We start from the raw sequence: 21,109 nt of genomic DNA on the forward strand, positions 1-21,109 counted from the left end.
GTCAACGCCTTCGTGCGCATCCGGCTCGACCAGCAGGACGACCACCACCTCGCGACCTTCGAAAGCGCTGTCGCCGAATTTCCCGAAGTGATGGACTGCTACCTGATGACCGGCGAGGCGGACTACCAACTGCGCGTCCTCGTCCCCTCGCTCGCCGCCTTCGAGGATTTCCTGAGGAAGCGTCTGACGCGGATCGCCGGGGTGGCGCAGGTGACCACAAGCTTCGCGCTGCGCCCGATTGTGAACCGCACGGCGCTGCCGGTGCCGGACTAAAGCGGCCCCACGCCGTTTGTGTCGAGCGAATCCCCTCGAAAACGACAGCACCCCGCCTAGCCTCTTGGCTTAACCGCTCGATTGATTACACGGTTGGACCAACCACAAGAAACGTCCTGAAAGCCCGCGACCCCATGTACAATCTGCTCTCTGGTATCACGGTGATCGAGGTGTCCTCCTTCGTCGCCTCACCGACCATCGGGCTCTATCTCGCCCAGTTCGGCGCAGAAGTGATCCGCGTAGACCAGATCGGCGGCGGCCAGGATTTCAAGCGCTGGCCGCTCACGCCGGAGGGCCACTCGCTCTCATGGGAAAACCTCAACCGCGCCAAGAGGAGTGTCGCACTCGATCTCACGAGCCGCGAGGGGCGCGAGGTGCTCACCCGGCTGATCCAGAGCGTTGGTACCCTCGTCACCAACCTCCCCGTCGGCGGCTTCCTTGCGCACGAAAAGCTGGCCGCAGGCCGCCCGGACCTCATCACCGTGCGCGTCATGGGCTGGCCTGATGGCGCCATCGCGCTCGATTACACCGCCAACGCCGCAGTCGGCTATCCCGCGCTCACCGGCCCGCTGAATGACCCCGCACCGGTCAACCACGTCCTCCCCGCCTGGGACCTCCTAACCGGAGCATACGGGGCCTTCGCGCTCGTCTCTGCGCTGCGCCGCCGCGACGAGACAGGGCTTGGCGGCGAAGTGCGCCTCCCTCTCACCGATATCGCCATAGGCTCCGCCGCCAATCTCGGCCGCGTGGCTGAAGTGCTGCAATCGGGCGAAGACCGCGAGCGGCTTGGCAATGGCGTTTACGGCACGATCGGCCGCGACTTCATGACGGCGGACGGCGTGCGCGTGATGATCGTGGCGATCAACGAACGCCAATGGCAGGGCCTTGTCCGCGGGCTCGATCTCGCCGCCCCGCTGGCCGAACTGGAAGCCCGCCACGGCGTTTCCTTCACCGGCGACGACGGCGTGCGCTACAGGCACCGCGATGCGATCTATGCGCTGATCGAAGCAGCCATCGCCCCGCTGTCCCACGCTGCGCTATCCGAAAAGCTCGACGCCAACGGCGTCACCCACGGCCCCTACAAGACCATGCCCGAAGCCGTGCAGGATCCCCGTCTTGTCGGCGAAAACCCGATGTTCGCGCACACGGCGGACAACCCAAGCGGCTTTGCCTACCCCGCCGCTGGTGCCTTCGCCACCATGCCCGGCCTCGAACGCCTCACGCCCGCCCCCGCCCCCGTGCTGGGAGCTGACACGCGCGACGTTCTCGCCCACCACCTTTCTCTCGATCCCCAGGCCATAGACCGGCTGCTCGAAGCCGGCATCGCAGGAACCTCCGCATGACCAAGCTTATTCGCGCCGCCATTGTCGCCCCCATCCGCACCGCCGTCGGCAAGTTCGGCGGCAGCCTTGCCGACATGAATGCCGGCCAGCTCGGCGCGGTGATCCTCAAGGCGCTGATGGAGCGCACGAAGATCGATCCCGCGCGCGTCGACGATGTCGTGTTCTCGCAAGGCTACGGCAATGCCGAGGCGCCTGCCATCGGCCACTGGTCATGGCTCGCCGCCGGGCTGCCGCTCGAAGTCCCAGGCTACCAGCTTGACCGCCGCTGCGGCTCGGGCCTGCAGGCCGTCATCAACGCGGCGATGATGGTGCAGACCGGCCAGTCCGACGTTGTCGTCGCGGGCGGCGTAGAATCCATGTCGAATGTCGAATACTACACGACCGAGGGGCGGCGCGGCACCCGCGCGGGCGGGCTCATGCTCCACGACCGGCTTACCCGCGGCCGCCTCATGTCGCAGCCCATCGAGCGCTTCGGCGTCATCTCGGGCATGATCGAGACCGCCGAGAACCTCGCGCGCGACTACAATATCAGCCGCGAAGCCTGCGATGCCTATGCCGTGCGCAGCCACCAGCGCGCCGCCGCAGCATGGGCAAACGGGCTGTTCGACGATGAACTCGTCCCCGTCGAAATCCCCCAGCGCAAGGGCGATCCAAAAATCTTCGCGCACGATGAAGGCTACCGCGCCGACGCCACGATGGAGAGCCTTGGCGCCTTGAAGGCGCTCGAAGCCAAGGCCATCCCCGGCGCGGTCGTCACCGCCGGAAATGCCAGCCAGCAGAATGATGCTGCTGCCGCCTGCCTCGTCGTCGCTGAACACAAGCTCGAGGAACTCGGCCTCGAACCCATCGCGTGGTTCCATTCGTGGGCCGCCGCCGGCTGCGATCCCGCACGCATGGGCATCGGCCCTGTCCCGGCGGTCGAGCGCCTCTTCGCGCGCACCGGCCTCGGCTGGAACGATATCGACCTTGTCGAACTCAACGAAGCCTTCGCCCCGCAGGTCCTCGCCGTGCTCAAGGGCTGGGGCTGGAGCGAGGACGACAGCCGCCATGAGGTGCTCAATGTCAACGGTTCGGGCATATCGCTCGGCCATCCCATCGGCGCGACCGGAGGGCGCATCCTTGCGAACCTGACGCGCGAACTGGTCCGCCGCAATGGACGCTTCGGCCTTGAAACCATGTGCATTGGCGGCGGTCAGGGCATTGCCGCCGTGTTCGAACGCGCGGGCTGACATTGGTACTTCCCCCCTCCCGTTCGTGTCGAGCGAAGTCGAGACACCACACACCGCGCATGGTGTCTCGACTTCGCTCGACACGAACGGTCTGTTTGATTGAGTAATCCCTATGTCCGTGGCCCTGCGTCCACTCCTCCAAGCGACCATAGCCTACCGCGAAGCCGCCCGCGTCGCGCTCGCCCGACGCCTCGCCAATCGGACGGTAGACGCGGAACAGCGCGCCGTGCATGGCTTCGCGTGGATCGCCACCAGCGTCGCCGCGATGGAAGCCGTCGCGGCTTGGGCCGAAACCGGCGGCGGAGCGAACCCGCTCGATGCTCTGGTAGCCGAGCTCGCCTTTGCCGAAACGCTTGGTCAGCTCACCGGCGCACTCCTTATGGGCCCCGCCGAAATGCTGCGCCCGGCCGACCTTGGCCTCACCGCCGAGGCTCGCACCCTTGCCGAAGCCGCCGCGCCCCTGCTCGATGCCGACCTCGCCGAAACCCGCGCCGCCCTCGCCGCCGCGCTGGCGGAGGGGCAGTGGCCCAGCGAAACGCTGCACGATGCCGAGCTCGATGAAATCCGCGCGCAGTTCCGCCGCTTCACCGATGCCGAAATCATCCCCCACGCGCACAAGTGGCACCTCGCAAACGCGCTGATCCCGGACGAGACCGTCCGCGCGATGGCCGATCTCGGCACTTTCGGCGTGTGCATCCCTGAAAGCTACGGCGGCCTCGGCCTCGGCAAGCTCGTCATGTGCCTCGTCAGCGAGGAATTGTCGCGCGGCTGGATTGGTGCAGGTTCGCTTGGCACGCGCTCCGAAATCGCGGGTGAGCTGATCATGCTTGGCGGCACCGAAGCGCAAAAGTCGGAATGGCTCCCCCGCATCGCCGCGGGTGAAACCCTCCCCGTCGCCGTTTTCACTGAACCCGACGTCGGCTCCGATCTCGGCGCGCTGACCACCCGCGCGAAGCAGGACGAAACCGGCGACTGGGTGATTCACGGCGCCAAGACGTGGATCACCCACGCCGCCCGCTCCGACCTGATGACGCTCCTCGTGCGGACCCAGCCCGATACGCCGGGCTATGCAGGCCTTTCGATGCTCCTTGTCCCGAAGCCTCGGGGCACCGAGGACAATCCCTTCCCAGCCGAGGGAATGACCGGCAGCGAAATCGAAGTCCTCGGCTACCGCGGCATGCGCGAATACACCATGCAGTTCGACGGCATGCGCGCGCCTGCCGATGCGCTCCTCGGCGGCAAGGAGGGCGCCGGCTTCAAGCAGCTAATGCAGACCTTCGAGGGTGCCCGCATCCAGACCGCCGCGCGCGCCGTCGGCACCGCCCGCCGCGCGCTGGAACTCGGCCTTACCTACGCACTCCAGCGCAAGCAGTTCGGGCAAGCGCTGATCCATTTCCCTCGCGTGGCCGACAAGCTCGCCGTCATGCTCGCCGAATACATCACCGCGCGCGAACTCTCCTACGCCGCCGCGCGCGCCAAAGATGCCGGCCGCCGCTGCGATATCGAGGCCGGCATGGCCAAGCTCCACGCCGCCCGCGCCGCCTGGACCGCCGCCGATGCAAGCCTGCAGATCCATGGCGGCAATGGCTATGCGCTGGAATACGAGATCAGCCGCGTACTATGCGATGCGCGCATCCTTTCGATTTTCGAAGGCGCTGCGGAAATCCAGGCGCAAGTCATCGCGCGCGGCCTCATGGCGGGGCGTGGCTCAGAAAGGGTGGGCTAATGGGCGATTACACCGCATGGATCGGCCGCGAGGAAGTGCGCCGCGATTGGCTGACGCCCAGCCTTCTCACCCGCTGGTGCGCCGCGCTCGACCGCGCCGAACCTTCAGACCAGACCGCACCCCAAGGCCTTCACTGGTGCCTCTGCACACCAGACGCGCCCACGGCTGCTCTCGGGCCAGACGGCCACCCCAAGCGCGATGAGAGCCCCGCCAGCCTCCTCCCCCCGCTCCCCCTCGAACGCCGCATGTGGGCGGCAGGCGCGGCGGAATTCCTCGCGCCGATTCCCGCAGGTGCCACCATCGAACGCCGCACCCGCGTGCTTTCGCTCACCGATAAGCAGGGCGGAACCGGCCCCCTCGTCTTCGCCGAACTCGCACACGAAACTTTCGCCGGGGAAGCACTGGTCATTCGCGAAACGCAGACGCTGGTCTACCGCGATGCCCCGCCCCCCGGCAGCCCACCTGCTCCGCCACCGCCCGGCGAAGGCCGTTTCGATCCATCAGGATGGGATGCCACGCGCGAGGTACTCCCCACCCCCGCGCTGCTGTTCCGCTACTCCGCGCTCACCTTCAACACGCACCGCATCCACTACGACCACCCCTACGCGACCGGCATCGAAGGCTATCGCGGCCTTGTCGTCCACGGTCCGCTGATCGCCACGCTTCTGCTCGATCTCGCCCGCCGCACACTGGAATCGGAAACGGCGCTCGCGAAGTTCAGTTTCCGAGCCGTCTCCCCCGCTGTGGCCAACGAACCCTTGCACCTTGCGCTGAAGCATGAGGACGGCGCGCTCATCATGGCCGCCCACGCCGCCGATGGCCGGCAGGTCATGGCCGCCAAGGCAGCGCCCGCCGCATGAGCCGCGTTGCCCTGCTCGGCGCCACCGGCACGATCGGCAGGGCGACGGCGCAGGCGCTCGTCGATGCGGGGCATGATGTCGTCGCCATGGTCCGCCGTGAGCCCGGCGCGCCGCTCCCCGGCGTCACCTTGCGCTGCGCCGATCCCGCCGATCCGGTCAGTCTGATGCATGACGGTTTTGCCGGTGAGCATTTCGACGCCGTCGTCTCGTGCATGGCATCGCGCACCGGCGTCCCGCGCGATGCCTGGGCGATCGACCACAAGGCCCACAGCCACGCGCTCGCCTTGGCGGAGCGCTGCGGCGCGCGGCATTTCGTGCTGCTCTCGGCCATCTGCGTGCAAAAGCCGCTTCGCGCCTTCCAGCAGGCCAAGCTCGCGTTTGAGGCGCAGCTCATCGCCTCGGGGATGCGCTATTCGATCGTGCGTCCAACGGCCTTCTTCAAATCACTCTCCGGGCAGATCGAGCGCGTGCGAAGCGGCAAGCCCTTCCTCCTCTTCGGGGACGGCACGCTCACCGCCTGCAAGCCCATCAGCAACCGCGATCTCGGCGCCTATATCGCCGGCTGCCTCATCGAGCCGGACCGCTGGAACAAGGTGCTCCCCATCGGCGGTCCCGGCCCCGCGATCACCCCGCGCGAGCAGGGCGAGGCACTGTTTGCACTGACTGGCCTTCCGCCGAAATACCGCTCGGTCCCGCCCGGATTCCTCGGCGGCATCGCCGGAGCGTTGGGCCTTGCCGCGCGCCTGATCCCCCCGCTCGCCACCAAGGCAGAGCTCGCCCGCATCGGCCACTATTACGCGACCGAATCCATGCTCGTCCTCGACCCTGCAACCGGCACTTACAGCGCCGCGCTGACGCCCGAGACAGGCTCCGACACGCTTTTCGATCACTACCGCGCCATCCTCTCAGGCGAAGCCGCGCCCGATGATCGCGGCGAGCATGCGGTGTTCTGATGGCCAAAGTTCCTAAACTGGGCCGCATCCTGCGCTGGGCCGCCGCGCTCTTGCTCTTGGCCATCGCCGCCCTTGCGCTGTGGCTCTATGCGCCGGACAAGCCGCGCGCCGTGCTGGAAACCGCCTACCCCGGCGAATACCGCACTGTCCTTGGCCTGCGGCTGCGCCTGCGCGATACCGGCCCGCGCGATGCGCCCGCGCTGATCCTGCTCCACGGCTTCGGCTCCAGCCTCGATACCTGGGAGCCCTGGGCCAAGGCGCTGTCCGCCAAGTACCGTGTGATCCGGCTTGATCTCCCCGGCTTCGGCCTGACCGGTCCTGATCCCACTGGCGACTATTCCGATGCGCGCACCCTTGCCATCCTTGCGGGACTGATGGACCAACTCGGCCTGCCCCGGGCCACCCTCATCGGCAATTCGCTCGGCGGCCGCTTCGCCTGGGAGTTTGCTGCCCGCTATCCGCAGCGCGTCGCAAAGCTCGTGTTGATCTCCCCCGATGGTTTTGCCAGCCCCGGCTTCGAATATGGCAAGGCGCCCGAAGTACCCTTCGTGATGAACCTGATGCCATGGGTGGGTCCGCGCTCGCTGATCCGCGCCAATCTTGCACCGGCGTGGGCGCGCCCAGATGCGCTGTCCGATGCGGTGCTCGAACGATACCGCGACATGCTCCTGGCTCCGGGTGTCCGCCGCGCGATTCTCGACCGCACCCGCCAAACCGTGATCACCGATCCTGCGGCGCGCCTGCGCAGTATCGCTGCTCCCACCCTGCTGCTCTGGGGTGAGCAGGACCACATGATCCCCGTGCAAAATGCGCAGGATTACTTGCGCCTTTTGCCCAATGCGCGGTTTGTCCGCCTGCCGGGCATGGGTCACGTCCCCTTCGAAGAAGCCCCCGCCGCCGCGCTTGCGCCGCTCGAACGCTTCCTCGGGCAATAGCTCGGCCGCGCGGCATGATACCTTTCCCAACCGGAAAGGCCCCGGTCTGGCTGGCTCGTTGCATTCGAGCAACAGGCAACGACTAAGGCGTAAACTGCAATCGCCTGTGCGCAAAACGCCCGGTTCCGGCTTGACGAAGTGAACGTTCCCAGTTAGGTGAACGTTCACAACAGCCTTGCATCTACAGGACTCAACCGGACAAAGCGCCGGAATTCAGGGGGAAGAATCGCAATGAAAGCATCGCGCAAGCCTGCCTATGCCCACCTCATGCTCGGGGCGTCGGCAGCAGCACTCGCTCTCACCGCGCAGCAAGCCGTAGCGCAGGAAGCGGCGCCCGCCGCCGCGCCGCAGGCCGCTGCCAGCGATGAACCGGCCGCGACGATCGTCGTCACCGGCATCCGCGCCTCGCTCAAGAGCTCGCTGAACATCAAGCGTTCGGGCATCGGCGTGATCGATGCGATCTCGGCGGAAGATATCGGCAAGTTCCCCGATACCAACCTTGCGGAATCGCTGCAGCGCATCACCGGCGTCTCGATCGACCGCTCCAACGGTGAAGGCCAGTTCGTCACGGTTCGCGGCTTCGGCCCCGATTACAACCTCGTCCTGCTCAACGGCCGCCAGATGCCTGCTTCCAGCCTTGGTGGCTCAAGCGGCGCACCGGCCTCGCGCAGCTTCGATTTCGCCAACCTCGCCTCCGAAGGCATCGCCGGCGTCGAAGTCTACAAGTCGGGCCGCGCCAGCCTCGCCACCGGCGGCATCGGCTCGGTGATCAACATCAAGACCCCGCGCCCGCTCGATCGCCCCGGCCTGCACGGCAGCATCGGCGCCAAGGCGCTTTACGATACTTCGGTGTTCGAAGGTCAGAAGGTGAAGCCGGAAGTTTCGGGCGTCATCAGCGATACCTTCGCCGACAACCGCATCGGCATCTCGATCAGCGGCTCCTATCAGGATCGCCGCGCGAGCCAGGCGCAGTTCAACGCCGGCTGGCGCGAAGGCTATCTCGGCAATGAAAACAACTGGGGCTCGCTCCCGGTCGATGCCAACGACTGGCGCGGCAACTATGCCCGCACCGAGAACCGTCCGGGCCCGAACACCGTCTATCAGGTGACGCAGAACGCCGGTTACGATTTCACCACCTTCCGCCGCCAGCGCATCAACGGGCAGGCTGTGGTCCAGGTCAAGCCGACCGACACACTGGTCGCGACGGTTGACTACACCTTCTCGCAGAACACCATCGATGCGCGCACCAACAGCATCGGCGTGTGGTTCAACCATGATCAGACCAGCAGCAGCTGGACCGACGGCCCCGCCGCAGGCCCGAATTTCTACGCCGAAAACTTCGGCCCCGGCAAGGATCTCGCCATCACCGGCGCGGTCGCGGCTAACCGCTCGCGCAACAAGTCGATCGGCGGCAACCTCAAGTGGGACGGCCCGGGCGGCCTGCGTCTCGAACTCGACGGCCATCACTCGACCGCCGAGAGCAAGCCCACCTCGCCCTACGGCACCGGCATCGCAGTCGGCAGCGCGATCTTTGGCGTGAAGAGCCAGAAGGTCGATTTCACCTCTGACATGCCGGTCATTTCGGTCGAGATGTATCCGGGCGCAGAGATCAACGCCGCCAACATCCGCCCCGCCGGCAACGCTTTCCGCACCGCCTACATGCGTGACGAGATCAACGAACTGGCCTTGCGCGGCGGCTACGATTTCGATGCCTCGTTCATCGACAGCCTCGATTTCGGCGTCACCTACACCGAAAACAAGGTGCGCTCGGCCTTTGGCGTGATTCAGAACGATACCTGGGGCGGCACGCTTTCGAAGGCCGATACGCCGGACGATCTCTATACGATCCGGGATCTGCCCGCGGATCTCAAGGGTATGAACGTCACCGGCAACGGCATCATCCCGAGCTACTTTGATGTTAATACCCCGGGCCTCATCAATCTGCTCAACGACAAGCTGGGCATCTGCGGCAACGCTCAGACTGCCGGCACCTGCCTTGCCAAGTTCGATACCGACCGTTCGATCCGCGAACGCACCGTCGCGCCCTATATCCAGACGACCCACTCGTTCGATCTGGGCGATGCGCCTTCGCACCTGCGGCTTGGACTGCGCTACGAAAAGACAAAGGTGGACTCGAGCGCACTTGTGCCTGTCCCGACCGGAACGGTCTGGAGCGGCGGCAATGAGACCGCGATTGTCTATGGTGCGGAGAGTTCGTTCGTCACGCTCAAGGGCAAGTACGAGAACTGGCTGCCTGCGATCGACTTCGACATGCAGCCGTTCAAGAACTTCAAGTTCCGTGCGTCGTACAGCCACACGATCACCCGTCCCGACTATGCCAGCATGCAGGGCGGCACCTCGCTTGCCTCGCCGATCCGCATCGGCGGCAGCACAGCCTCGAGCGGCAACCCGAACCTCCTGCCCTACAAGTCGAAGGGCGTGGATATCTCGGGTGAGTGGTACTACGGGCCGACGAGCTACATCTCGGTGGGCTTCTTCCACAAGGTGGTGAAGAACTACATCAGCCAGACGCAGGTCAATCAGCCCGCGTTCGGCCTGACCAACGCAGCAGCCGGCGCCCGTGCGCAGGAAGCACGCGCTGCTCTGGGGGCCGATGCCACCGCACAGCAGATCATGAACTACATCGGCAACAAGTATCCGCAGACCGTCAACGGCCGCGATGGCGAAGGCAACGTGACTGGTGTGAAGTCGCTGGCGGATGATCCGCTGGTGAATTTCATCACCACGCAGCCGACCAACAGCGATCAGAAGGCCCGCATCTGGGGCTGGGAATTCGCGGTCCAGCACAGCTTCTGGGATACCGGGTTCGGTGCCATCGTGAACTACACCGTGGTGCAGAGCGATACCAAGTTCGACAACACACAGCGTTACACCGTGCCGCAGTTCGCGGTCACCGGCATCAGCAACAGCGCGAACGCGGTGCTCTACTACGACAAGAAGGGCCTCCAGGCCCGCGTTGCCTACAACTGGCGCGCCGGGTTCCTTTCGGGCTACGGCTTCGATCCCTACTACACCAACGCCTATGGCCAGTGGGACGTGAGCGCGAGCTACGAGATCAAGAAGGGCGTCACCGTCTTCGGCGAAGGGATCAACATCACCAACGCCGACCGCAAGGGCCACATGCGCAACGACCAGACCGTGTTCTTCGCGGCTCCCGGTTATGCGCGCTGGGCAGCGGGGGCACGCTTCACCTTCTGACCGGTTCACGCCTGAACGAAGGTCCTGCATTGACGAGAGCCGCACTGCCCCCAAAGCGGTGCGGCTCTTCGCTTTGGTAACACGCTCAAAACTGCGCTAAGGTTGCCTTGAGATGAGCACCCCGGTCGAGCATATCGTGATCGTCGGCGGCGGCACCGCCGGATGGCTTTCCGCATGCGTGCTCGGTGCGCGGCTGCGGGGCAAGCGCATCACGCTTGTCGAAGCGCCGGATATCCCGACCATCGGCGTCGGCGAGGGCACCTGGCCAACGATGCGCGAGACGCTGGCAACGATCGGCATTCCCGAGGCGGAATTTCTCGTCGCCTGCAACGCGGCCTTCAAGCAGGGCTCGCGCTTCGATGGCTGGCGCGACGGCTGGGCTGATGACAGCTACCTCCATCCCTTCACCGCCCCGCCCGCAGCGGACATGCGCGATCTTGCCGCTGCCTGGCAGACCTGTGGCCAGCAAGGCTCATTTGCTGCAGCTATTACCCCGCAGCATGCGGTCTGCGCAGCAAACCTCGCGCCCCGCCAGCGCGCCATGCCCGATTATGCCGGCGCTCTGAACTACGGCTATCACCTCGATGCCGGCAAGTTCGCCGCACTGCTGATGCGGCACGCCACCCAGCGGCTCGGCGTCACGCGGATTGCTGCGCAGGTCACTGGCGTCAGCCGTGCAGCAAATGGCGATATTGCGGCGCTCTTGCTCCAGGGCGGTGCCACGCTTGAGGGCGACTTGTTTCTTGATTGCTCGGGCCAGGCCGCCATCCTCATCGCCGGTGAATGCGGCGCCGAATGGGTCGACCGCTCGGACGTCTCGTTCAATGACCGCGCGCTCGCGGTGCAGGTCCCGGTCGAACCCGGTAGCCCCATCGCTGCGCAGACCATCGGCACGGCGCACGAAGCGGGCTGGATCTGGGATATCGGCCTGCCCACCCGGCGAGGCATCGGCTGCGTCTATGCCTCGCGCTTCATCAGCGACGACCGCGCGGCGGAAATCCTCAGGGCATATATCGCGGCCAAGGTCCCCGGTTCCGATCCCGCCAGCCTCACCCCCCGCAAGCTAGCCTTCAGGACCGGCCACCGCGACCGGTTCTGGATCGGTAATTGCCTTGCCGTCGGCCTCTCCGCCGGTTTCATCGAGCCGCTCGAAGCCTCGGCCATCGTGCTCATCGAGCTTTCGCTGAAGGCGCTCGCGGACAATTTCCCGCAAAGCCGCGCCAGCATGGACATCCACGCATCGCGCTTCAACGAGCTGTTCCGCTACCGCTGGGACCGCGTAGTCGAATTCCTGAAGCTTCACTATGTGCCGAGCCAGCGCACGGAGCCCTACTGGCAGGCCCAGCGCGCGCCTGAAACCATCCCGCCGCGCCTTGCCGAATGCCTCGCACTCTGGCGCGAACAGGCGCCCTCGGCATGGGATTTCCCCCGCATCGACGAGATGTTCCCCGCCGCCAGCCAGCAATATGTGCTGCACGGCATGGGCGTTCCCGTCCCGCTTGCGAGCACCACGCCCGCCGCCCCGGCGCGGCTTGCAGAAATCGCCGCCAAGGCGCGCGCGCTTGCCGCTGCGCTGCCCACCACGCGCGACTACCTCGACCTTCTCGCCGCAGGGTCTGCGGCTGCCAGGATACCCGCATGAGCCAGCACCAGATCCTCAATCCCGCCGATCACGGCCAGCTTCGCATCCACACCGAAGCGGGGGCGGAATACGGCGACAACGTCATGGCCTCCCTCGCCATGCCCGCCGAATTCCGCGAGGTTCAGGCGCATTATCCCATCGTCTTCCGCCGCGATGCCGAAACCGGAAAGCTCGCCGCACTCGCCCTGTTCGGTTTCGAGGCGGGTGAGAACCTCTACCTCGAAGGCAGCACGTGGGACGCGCGCTACCGGCCCATGGCCCACGCCGTGCAGCCCTTCCTGATCGGCCGCCCGCCTGAAGAAGGCGCGGCCCCTCAAGTCCACGTCGACATGGCAAACCCCCGCATCTCGGCCAGCGGCGAAGGCGTGCGCGTGTTCGACGATACCGGTGCGCCGACGCCCTGGCTCGAATCCGTGGCCACCATGCTCGGCGATCTCGACTACGGCTGGCACGAGGGCGACGACTTCTTCGCCGCGCTCGAAGCCTACCAGCTGGTCGAGCCCTTCACCCTCGAAGTCACGCTGGATAACGGTGCGGTCCAGTCGCTCGTCGGCTTCCAGACGATCCACGAAGAACGCCTTGCCGGGCTCGATGGCGAAGCCTTGCAGGCCCTGATGGCCCACGGCCATCTGGCGCGCATCTACATGGTGCTCGCCAGCCTTGCGCAGTTCGGCAACCTCGTCGCGCGGAAGAACCGCCGGATCGCGCTTGGCTGAAGCAGACGTCTCGATCTTCGCCGCGATGCCCGCGGTGGAAGAGCGTGTGGCTGGCGATGCCGCTGCGCTCGATGCCCTGCTGCAAGGCGCACGGACGCCTTTCGTGATCCGCGGCCTCGTCAGCCACTGGCCGCTGGTGCAAGCGGGGCTCGCCTCCGCCAAGGCTGCGCGCACCTATCTCCTCGAACGCGCCCGCCCCGTCCCCTTCACGGTCTCGCTGGGCGAACCCGGCAAGGACGGCCGCCTGTTCTACGGCGCGGACATGGAAATGAATTTCCGCGAAGCGCGCGGCAAGCTCGCCGATGTGTTCGCCGGGATGGACGCCAACGAGGGCCGCGCCGATGCCCCGGCAATCTATCTCGGATCGATCGATGTGCCGACGCACTTCACCACCGTCGCCGCCGAGAACGCCATCGATCTCGGCCAGCGCGAGCCCATCGTCAGCCTGTGGATCGGCACGCCCACGCGGATCGCGGCACACAACGATTTTCCCGACAACCTCGCCTGCTGCGCCGCCGGTCGCCGCCGCTTCACGCTGTTCCCGCCCGAGCAGTTCGCCAATCTGCACCTCGGCCCCATCGACAACACGCCGGCAGGACGCGCGGTTTCGATGGTGGATTTCCACGTGCCGGACCTCGCCCTCCACCCCCGCTTCGGGGAGGCCCTCGCCCATGCGCAAGTCGCCGTGCTCGAACCGGGCGACGCGCTCTTCATTCCCTCGATGTGGTGGCACCATGTCGAAGGGCTCGCCCCCTTCAACATCCTGATGAACTACTGGTGGCGCGATACCCCGCGCTGGCTCGGCCAGCCGCAGGATGCGCTCAACCACGCGATCCTCTCGATCCGCGATCTGCCCGCCGAGGACAAGGCAATCTGGCGCGCGCTTTTCGAGTACTACGTGTTCGAAAACGGCCCTGACGTCACCGACCATATCCCCGCAGGCGGTCGCGGCATTCTGGATCCGCTGGATCCTGCCGCCGCCGGCCGCCTCCGCGCATTTCTGCTAAGGACCCTCAGCAAATGACTCAAACGAGCCCCAAGCGCCGTATCGTCGTGGCCGGTGGCGGCACTGCCGGCTGGATGGCCGCCGCCGCGCTCGCGCGTACCCTCGGCGATGCGATCGAACTCACGCTGATAGAATCCGAGGCAATCGGCACCATCGGCGTGGGCGAAAGCACGATCCCGCCGCTTGTTGCTTACAACCGCCTGCTTGGCATTGGCGAGGCCGATTTCATGCGCGCCACGCAGGCCACCTTCAAGCTCGGCATCAATTTCGAGAACTGGCGCGTGCCGGGCGAAAGCTATTTCCACTCCTTCGGCGTAACCGGCCGCGATCACTGGAGCGCCGGCTTTCAGCACTTCTGGATGCACGGCCTCACGAAGGGCCACGAAGCGAGCTACGACGACTATTGCATCGAGCTTCAGGCTGCGATGAAGTCCAAGTTCGCGCACCTGCCCGACAACCGGATCAACTACGCCTATCAACTCGATTCCGGCCTCTACGCCATGTTCCTGCGCAAGCTGGCCGAGGCCGACGGATGCCGACGCGTCGAAGGCAAGATCGCCGAAGTCGAACTCCATCCAGAAACTGGTGATATCGCCGCGCTGCGCCTCGAATCCGGCCAGCGGCTCGAAGGCGATCTCTTCCTCGATTGCACCGGCTTTCGCGCGCTGCTCATGGAAGGCGCGCTGCACGTGGGGTACGACGATTGGACTCACTGGCTTCCTTGCGATTCCGCCATTGCGGTGCAGACGGCCAGCGTACGCCCGCCCGTGCCCTATACCCGCGCAATCGCGCATGATGCCGGCTGGCAGTGGCGCATTCCGCTGCAGCACCGGCAGGGCAACGGCATTGTCTATTGCAGCCGCTACCTCTCGAAGGATGCGGCGATGGACCGCCTGTTCTCCACCGTCGAGGGGGAGCGGCTGACCCAGCCCAACGTGATCCGCTTCACCACCGGCGCGCGGCGCAAGCAGTGGCACCGCAATTGCGTGGCGGTCGGCCTCTCGGGCGGGTTCATGGAACCGCTGGAATCGACCAGCATCCACCTCATCCAGCGCGCCATCCTGCGCATCGTTCGCATGCTTCCGGCGGGCACGATCAGCCCGCGCGACGTGGCGGAATTCAACGATCAGCAGATGACCGACATGGAGCAGATCCGCGATTTCCTGATCCTCCACTACAAGGCGACCGACCGGCGCGACAGCCCATTCTGGCGCCAGTGCGCGGCGATGGAGATCCCCGACAGCCTCACCCACAAGATCGAGCTGTTCCGGGAAACCGGGCGCGTCTTCCGCAAGAACGAGGAACTTTTCGTCGAGAACAGCTGGGTGCAGGTGATGATGGGCCAGGGCATCATGCCGCAGAGCTACCACCCGGTCGCGACCAAGCTTTCGGACGCGGAACTGGCGCACCTGCTGGGCGGCCTGCGCGAAAGCGTGGCGAAGACGGTCGCGGGGCTCCCTGATCACCACGCCTATGTGGCGCAATATTGCGGCGCGCAGGAAGCGCGCGCGGCGTGATGCGGCGCCTGCTCGCGCTCGCGGCCATGGCGGTGCCACTGCCGGCCAATGCCGCGGCAGACGATTGGCAGCTTGTCTGGTCGGACGAGTTTACTGGCCCTGCCATCGACACCTCAAAGTGGAGCTTTGACGTCGATTGCTGGGGCGGCGGCAACAACGAGCGCCAGTGCTACACCGATCACAAGGACAACGCTCGCATCGTGGACGGGGCGCTTGTCATCACCGCGCTGCACGAACGCGTCAGCGGCCCGGCCCTTCCTGCCAGCCAACGCGCCAATCCGGCGAAGCCCGGCAACCTCGTCACACGCGACTACACCTCCGCCCGCCTCACCACGCGCGGCAAGGCCGCGTGGCGTTATGGCCGCATCGAAGTGCGCGCGAGCCTGCCGCAGGGACAGGGTACCTGGCCCGCAATCTGGATGCTGCCGGAAGCCAATACTTACGGCCCATGGGCCGCCTCGGGCGAGATCGACATTCTCGAGGCGGTGAACCTCGGCGTGCCCTGCAAGGCCTGCGATGGCGGCAAGGAGGACACGATCCTCGGCACGCTGCACTTCGGCAAGCCCTGGCCCGGCAACACCCACAAGGGTGACGAAGTCCACAAACCCGCCGTGCTCGAAGGCTTCCACACTTATGCCATCGCGTGGGAGCCGGACCGGATCACGTGGCAGATCGATGGCGACACTTACGCCGTCCGCCAGCGCAACGAATGGTTCACTTCCGGCTCGCCCAACCGCGGCGCGCCCTTCGATCAGCCCTTCCACCTCATTCTCAATCTGGCGTTCGGCGGCGGCCTTGCGGAATCGCGTGGGATCAAGGGCGTGTCCAACAGCAATTTTCCCAAGCGCTTCTTGATCGATTGGGTGCGCGTCTGGCAAAGGCCTCCGCAGGCCGCGGGCATCACGCCAGCAGCACAGCAAAGGGACCAGTAACGCATGGCGCGGCGTCGTCAGGCGGTCACGATCAGGCACGTTGCGGCAGATGTCGGGGTTTCGCTCCAGACCGTCAGCCGCGTCATCAACAACGAGCCCAACGTCCGTCCCGAACTCAAGGAGCGCGTGCTCGAGGCGATCAATCGCCTCGGCTACGTACCCTCAATTGCGGCGCAGCGGATGAGCGGATCGCGCTCCTACCTGATCCTCGCGCTCAACGACCGCGATCGCACGATTGCCGATTGGCGCGCGCGGCAGGGCACCGACTGGGTCGACCAGATGCTTCTGGGCGGCATGCTCAAGTGCGCCGAACACGGCTACCGGATGATCGTCGAACTGGTCGATACGCATTCTGACCATGTGACGCGCGAACTGCTCGCCGCCATCGCCGCGCTCCAGCCCGATGGCATCATCCTTACCCCGCCGCATTCGGACAACCCGCAGATCGTACGCTGCCTCGATGAGCAGAAGATCCCCTTCGCGCGGATCGGCTCCAAGGCGCGCGATGCCGGCATGCCGATCCTGATGGACGATGAAGGCGCCGCCGCCACAGCCACGCGCCATCTGGTGGATCATGGCCACCGCCGCATCGGCTTCATCGCGGGCGCAGCCGAATACAACCTCAGCGGCTGGCGCGTCGATGGCTGGAAAGCGGCCATGACCGAGGCCGGCCTCCCCACCGATGGCCTGCTGCAGGCGGGCGATTTCACATATGCCTCGGGTGAGAGCGCGGCGCAGGCCTTGCTCGCGCTGCCCGAACCGCCGACCGCGATCATCGCCAGCAGCGACCAGATGGCGCTTGCCACGCTCGAAGTGGCGCGCCGGTCCGGGCTCGCCGTGCCCCGCGACCTCTCGATCATCAGCTTCGATAACACGCCGATGATGCAGTTCACCCAGCCCCAGCTCACCGCGATCGACCAGCCCATCGCGGCGACCGCCTCCAAGGCGGTTGAACTCATCATCGCCGCGCAGAAGGGCGATGTTCTGCCCGATGCGCTCACGGTGATCCCGGCCAGTCTGGTCGAGCGCGGCTCGGTCGCCAGCGCCCGGCAAACCGTGCGTGCCTGACACGCCGGGCGAGGGCCAGCCGCGCCGGTCCCTCTGGTTCCTTGTGCTCTATGCTCTGGCCTGGGCTGGCGGCTCGATTGCCTATGTTCCGTTCCTCACGATCCTGCTGCCGGTGCGTGTCGCGGCCCTCGTGCCGGGCGAACAGGCCATCGTCTGGCTTTCCGCCATCGCCTTCTGCGGCGCCATTTCAGCCAGTGTCGGCCATATCCTGTTCGGCTGGTTGAGCGACATCACCGGCTCGCGCCGCCTCTGGTCCGGGCTGGGGCTGGCGCTCTCCTGCGTGCTGCTGCTCATCGTCCCATCGGCGCACAGCCTTCGCGCCATCGTGATCATCGTGGTCCTCTGGCAGCTCGGGCTCAACATGATGCTCGCCCCGCTTGCGGCCTGGGGCGCAGACTGTGTGCCCGATGGCCAGAAGGGCTTGCTGGGCGGCCTCCTTGCCTTCGCGCCCGGGCTCGGTGCGCTGACCGGAGCGCTGGTGACCATTCCCGGCCTCGCCTCGGCGGACGGCCGCCTCACCGTCGTCGCGGCGGTCGTGGCGGCGGCAGTGCTGCCCGCGCTCCTTCTGGGCGGCCGCACCGTGACCAGGGCCGCGCCAGCGGACGGCCCGCCGCCCGCACCCTCCGCACAGCGCTTCCGCAGGAGTGCGGCCCTGCGCATGTGGGCCGCGCGCCTCCTCGTGCAGGTGGCCGAAGCCGCGCTGTTCTCGTTCCTCTACCTCTGGCTGCGCTCGATCGATCCGACGGTTGAGGATCACCTCACCGCCCGCGTGTTCAGCATGGTCCTCGTGCTCTCGGCCCCGGCAGCGCTCCTGGCGGGCCGCTGGGCCGATCAGCGCCAGCAGCCGTTTCTGCCGCTTGTCGTGTGCACCCTTGTCGCGCCGCTCGGCCTTGTAGGCATGGCGCTGGCGCAGAGCGTCTCAGCAGGGATTGTCAGCTACGCCGTGTTCGGATTCTCAACCTCGATCTTCCTCGCACTCCATTCCGCCCAGACATTGCGCACTTTGCCAGACAGCAACCGGCGTGGACGCGATCTCGGCCTGTTCAATCTCACCAACACCATGCCCTCGCTGGTCATGCCCTGGTTCACGCTCGCACTGGTGCCGTGGTTCGGTTTTTCCGGGCTCTTTCTTCTGTTTGCCGCACTTGCCTTGCTGGCCGCGCTGCTGCTCCGGGGCCTTTCATCCGGAACGGTTCGCGAAATCTGACAGGCCCGCTTGATTTTGATGCTTTCTCATGCGACGAACCCCGATGAGAACGTTCACAGAAAAACGGGAAGGGTGAGAATGATGGTTCGGCGCGCGCTTTTGGCAGCCATGTTGCTGGCGTCGGGAAGTGCCCTCGCAGCACCGAATGCGCCGGCACCCGGTGAAACCTCCAGCACCGCGCATCCCGCGCTCTGGCCCGCCGCGAACAGCCCGGCCGCAATCACCAGCCCCGCCACCGAGCGCCGCATTGCCCGCATGATCGCGGCGATGACGCTCGAGGAAAAGGTCGGGCAGATGATTCAGGCGGACATCAGCGCGATCACCCCTGAAGACCTTGCGAAGTACCCGCTCGGCTCGATCCTCGCGGGCGGCAATTCCGGCCCCTATGGCGATGAGCGCGCCGATGCGGCCAAATGGGAAAAGCTTGTCCACGCCTTCCGCGCGGCCTCCGCGAAGTCCGGCGCGGGCATTCCGATGTTGTTCGGCATCGATGCCGTCCACGGCCATTCCAACCTTCCCGGCGCCACGATCTTCCCGCACAACATCGGCCTTGGCGCCGCGCACGATCCCGCGCTGATCCAGCGCATCGGCGAAGTGACTGCCATCGAAGTCGCCGCCAGCGGCATCGACTGGACCTTCGCCCCCACACTCGCCGTCCCGCAGGATCTGCGCTGGGGTCGCAGCTATGAAGGCTACGGCGCCGATCCCGCGCTGGTCGCAAGCTATGCCAAGGCGATGACCGTTGGTCTGCAAGGCCCGCTCGTCGCCGGCAAGCCCATCGCCGCGAACCGCGTCGCCGCCACCGCCAAGCACTATCTTGCCGATGGCGGCACCGATGGCGGCAAGGATCAGGGCGATGCGCTGATTTCCGAACGCGAACTCGTCGCCCGCCACGCGCAGGGCTATCCCCCCGCGATCGATGCCGGTGCGCTCACCGTCATGGCCAGCTTTTCCAGCTGGAACGGCACCAAGAACCACGGCAACCAAAGCCTGCTGACCGATGTGCTCAAGGGCCGCATGGGCTTTAAGGGCCTCGTCGTCGGCGATTGGAACGGCCATGGACAGATCCCCGGCTGCACCGTCACCGATTGCGCGCAAACCTTCACCGCCGGGCTCGATCTCGCGATGGCGCCCAACAGCTGGAAGGGCCTGTTCGAGGCTACCGTGCGCGAGGCGAAGGACGGCACGATCCCCATGGCGCGCATCAACGATGCCGTCGCGCGCATCCTGCGCGTTAAGGCAAAGCTGGGCCTGCTCGGCGCGAAGCCCGTTGATCGCGGCAATCCGTCTGTGGTCGGCAGCGATGCGCACCTCGCCGTCGCGCGCGAAGCGGCGGCCAAGTCGCTCGTCCTCCTCAAGAACAATGGCGGCGTCCTTCCGCTGCGCCCCGGCGCCAAGGTGCTGATCACTGGCCCGGGCGCGGACTCCATGGCCATGCAGGCCGGCGGCTGGACGATCACCTGGCAGGGCACCGACACCACCGCCGCCGATTTCCCCAAGGGCCAGACCATCGGCCGCGCCATCGCTACTGCAGTCAAGGATGCGGGGGGCAGCGCTGCCATCTCGGCCGACGGCAGTTTCGCCGCTCGTCCCGATGTTGCCGTCGTCGTCTATGGCGAGCAGCCGTACGCCGAGTTCCAGGGCGACATGCCCAACATCGCCTTCCGCGCGCAGGCGGGCGAAAAGGACATGCTGGCCAAGCTGAAGGCGCAAGGGATCAAGGTCGTCTCGGTCTTCCTCTCGGGCCGACCTTTGTTCACCGGGCCCGAACTCAACGCTTCGGACGCCTTCGTCGCCGCGTGGCTTCCGGGCACGCAGGGACAGGGCGTGGCTGACGTGCTCGTCGCGCGCAAGGACGGCAAGCCGGCGCGTGGCTTCACCGGCAAGCTCTCTTTCCCCTGGCCCGCCGACGCAGTATCGCCGGTCAAGGCCCCGCTCTTCCCCGCAGGCTATGGCCTCGGCTATGCCAGCAAGGCCGTCCTCGGCCCGGTCAATGAAGATCCGCACGTCGATCTCGTCGCCTCGGCCAGCGAGGGCGTCTACTTCGCACTCGGCAAGGTCCCCTCGCCGTGGCACCTCAGCCTCGATCCCGGCATCGCCGCGCGCGCAGTCGATCTAGGCGCGCAGGAAGACGCGCAGGCATTCAGCTGGAGCGAGGCCGGTGCCATCGGCATCGATGGCCCGCCGGTCGATCTCATGCGCCAGCTCGACGAGGAGTTTGCGCTCAAGCTCGAAGGGCGCCTCGATGCCGCCTCCGGTCCCATTGCAGTGACCATGGCCGGCGCCACACTCAAGATCACGCCGCCTGCCGGGCCGCTGACGGTCCGCATCCCGCTGCGCTGCTTCAAGGATGCGGGTGCGAACTTCAAGGCGGTCGGCACCCCGCTGCGCATCGCGGGCGAGAAGGGCCTCGTCCTCACCTTGCGCGGTGCCAGCATCGAAGGCGTCGGCCAAACGATCTCCTGCCCCGGCAAGTAAGCCCG

Annotated in this window: 16 protein-coding genes; all 16 read left to right on the top strand. The window is 66.3% G+C overall.

All coding sequences use genetic code 11. From position 1 onward, the window contains the following. A partial coding sequence (locus Q0071_RS18915) for an Lrp/AsnC ligand binding domain-containing protein (RefSeq protein ID WP_298173347.1) occupies window positions 1-273 on the top strand: 273 nt, incomplete at its 5' end. A 134-nt stretch (window positions 274-407) separates the two neighbouring features. Next, the gene (locus tag Q0071_RS18920; protein ID WP_298173350.1) at window positions 408-1,616 is read left to right on the top strand and encodes a CoA transferase; all 1,209 of its coding nucleotides are present in this window, start codon (window positions 408-410) and stop codon (window positions 1,614-1,616) included. After that, entirely contained in the window at window positions 1,613-2,845 is a 1,233-nt protein-coding gene (locus Q0071_RS18925; RefSeq protein WP_298173353.1) for an acetyl-CoA C-acetyltransferase, read from the top strand. The genes Q0071_RS18920 and Q0071_RS18925 overlap by 4 nt, the downstream gene beginning before the upstream one ends. A 124-nt stretch (window positions 2,846-2,969) precedes the next feature. After that, window positions 2,970-4,571, top strand: coding sequence for an acyl-CoA dehydrogenase family protein (locus Q0071_RS18930; RefSeq protein ID WP_298173396.1), 1,602 nt, complete (start codon window positions 2,970-2,972; stop codon window positions 4,569-4,571). After that, window positions 4,571-5,431, top strand: a complete 861-nt coding sequence (locus Q0071_RS18935; protein ID WP_298173355.1) for a MaoC family dehydratase N-terminal domain-containing protein — start codon at window positions 4,571-4,573, stop codon at window positions 5,429-5,431. Before Q0071_RS18930 ends, Q0071_RS18935 begins: the two co-directional genes overlap by 1 nt. Then, the gene (locus tag Q0071_RS18940; protein ID WP_298173358.1) at window positions 5,428-6,384 is read left to right on the top strand and encodes an NAD(P)H-binding protein; all 957 of its coding nucleotides are present in this window, start codon (window positions 5,428-5,430) and stop codon (window positions 6,382-6,384) included. Before Q0071_RS18935 ends, Q0071_RS18940 begins: the two co-directional genes overlap by 4 nt. Further along, window positions 6,384-7,319 carry an alpha/beta fold hydrolase gene (locus Q0071_RS18945; RefSeq protein ID WP_298173361.1) on the top strand — a complete coding sequence of 312 codons (936 nt, stop codon included), beginning with the start codon at window positions 6,384-6,386 and terminating at the stop codon, window positions 7,317-7,319. Before Q0071_RS18940 ends, Q0071_RS18945 begins: the two co-directional genes overlap by 1 nt. Window positions 7,320-7,550: 231 nt before the next feature. Then, window positions 7,551-10,538: a TonB-dependent receptor gene (locus tag Q0071_RS18950; RefSeq protein WP_298173364.1), complete on the top strand. Its 2,988-nt coding sequence runs from the start codon at window positions 7,551-7,553 to the stop codon at window positions 10,536-10,538. A gap of 112 nt (window positions 10,539-10,650) precedes the next feature. After that, window positions 10,651-12,180, top strand: coding sequence for a tryptophan halogenase family protein (locus Q0071_RS18955; RefSeq protein ID WP_298173367.1), 1,530 nt, complete (start codon window positions 10,651-10,653; stop codon window positions 12,178-12,180). Then, window positions 12,177-12,896, top strand: coding sequence for a SapC family protein (locus Q0071_RS18960; RefSeq protein WP_298173369.1), 720 nt, complete (start codon window positions 12,177-12,179; stop codon window positions 12,894-12,896). The genes Q0071_RS18955 and Q0071_RS18960 overlap by 4 nt, the downstream gene beginning before the upstream one ends. Then, a complete protein-coding gene (locus Q0071_RS18965) occupies window positions 12,889-13,920 on the top strand; it encodes a cupin-like domain-containing protein (RefSeq protein WP_298173372.1) in 1,032 nt (343 codons plus the stop codon). Before Q0071_RS18960 ends, Q0071_RS18965 begins: the two co-directional genes overlap by 8 nt. After that, window positions 13,917-15,419, top strand: coding sequence for a tryptophan halogenase family protein (locus Q0071_RS18970; RefSeq protein ID WP_298173374.1), 1,503 nt, complete (start codon window positions 13,917-13,919; stop codon window positions 15,417-15,419). The genes Q0071_RS18965 and Q0071_RS18970 overlap by 4 nt, the downstream gene beginning before the upstream one ends. After that, entirely contained in the window at window positions 15,419-16,351 is a 933-nt protein-coding gene (locus Q0071_RS18975) for a glycoside hydrolase family 16 protein (RefSeq protein ID WP_298173399.1), read from the top strand. The genes Q0071_RS18970 and Q0071_RS18975 overlap by 1 nt, the downstream gene beginning before the upstream one ends. Window positions 16,352-16,354: 3 nt before the next feature. Beyond that, a complete protein-coding gene (locus Q0071_RS18980; RefSeq protein WP_298173376.1) occupies window positions 16,355-17,419 on the top strand; it encodes a LacI family DNA-binding transcriptional regulator in 1,065 nt (354 codons plus the stop codon). Beyond that, window positions 17,412-18,626 carry an MFS transporter gene (locus Q0071_RS18985; RefSeq protein ID WP_298173378.1) on the top strand — a complete coding sequence of 405 codons (1,215 nt, stop codon included), beginning with the start codon at window positions 17,412-17,414 and terminating at the stop codon, window positions 18,624-18,626. The genes Q0071_RS18980 and Q0071_RS18985 overlap by 8 nt, the downstream gene beginning before the upstream one ends. A gap of 78 nt (window positions 18,627-18,704) precedes the next feature. Further along, window positions 18,705-21,104: a glycoside hydrolase family 3 protein gene (locus Q0071_RS18990; RefSeq protein WP_298173382.1), complete on the top strand. Its 2,400-nt coding sequence runs from the start codon at window positions 18,705-18,707 to the stop codon at window positions 21,102-21,104. Window positions 21,105-21,109: the final 5 nt, after the last annotated feature.

Source organism: Novosphingobium sp. (assembly GCF_027486195.1).
In the GTDB taxonomy this organism is placed as follows: Bacteria; Pseudomonadota; Alphaproteobacteria; order Sphingomonadales; family Sphingomonadaceae; genus Novosphingobium.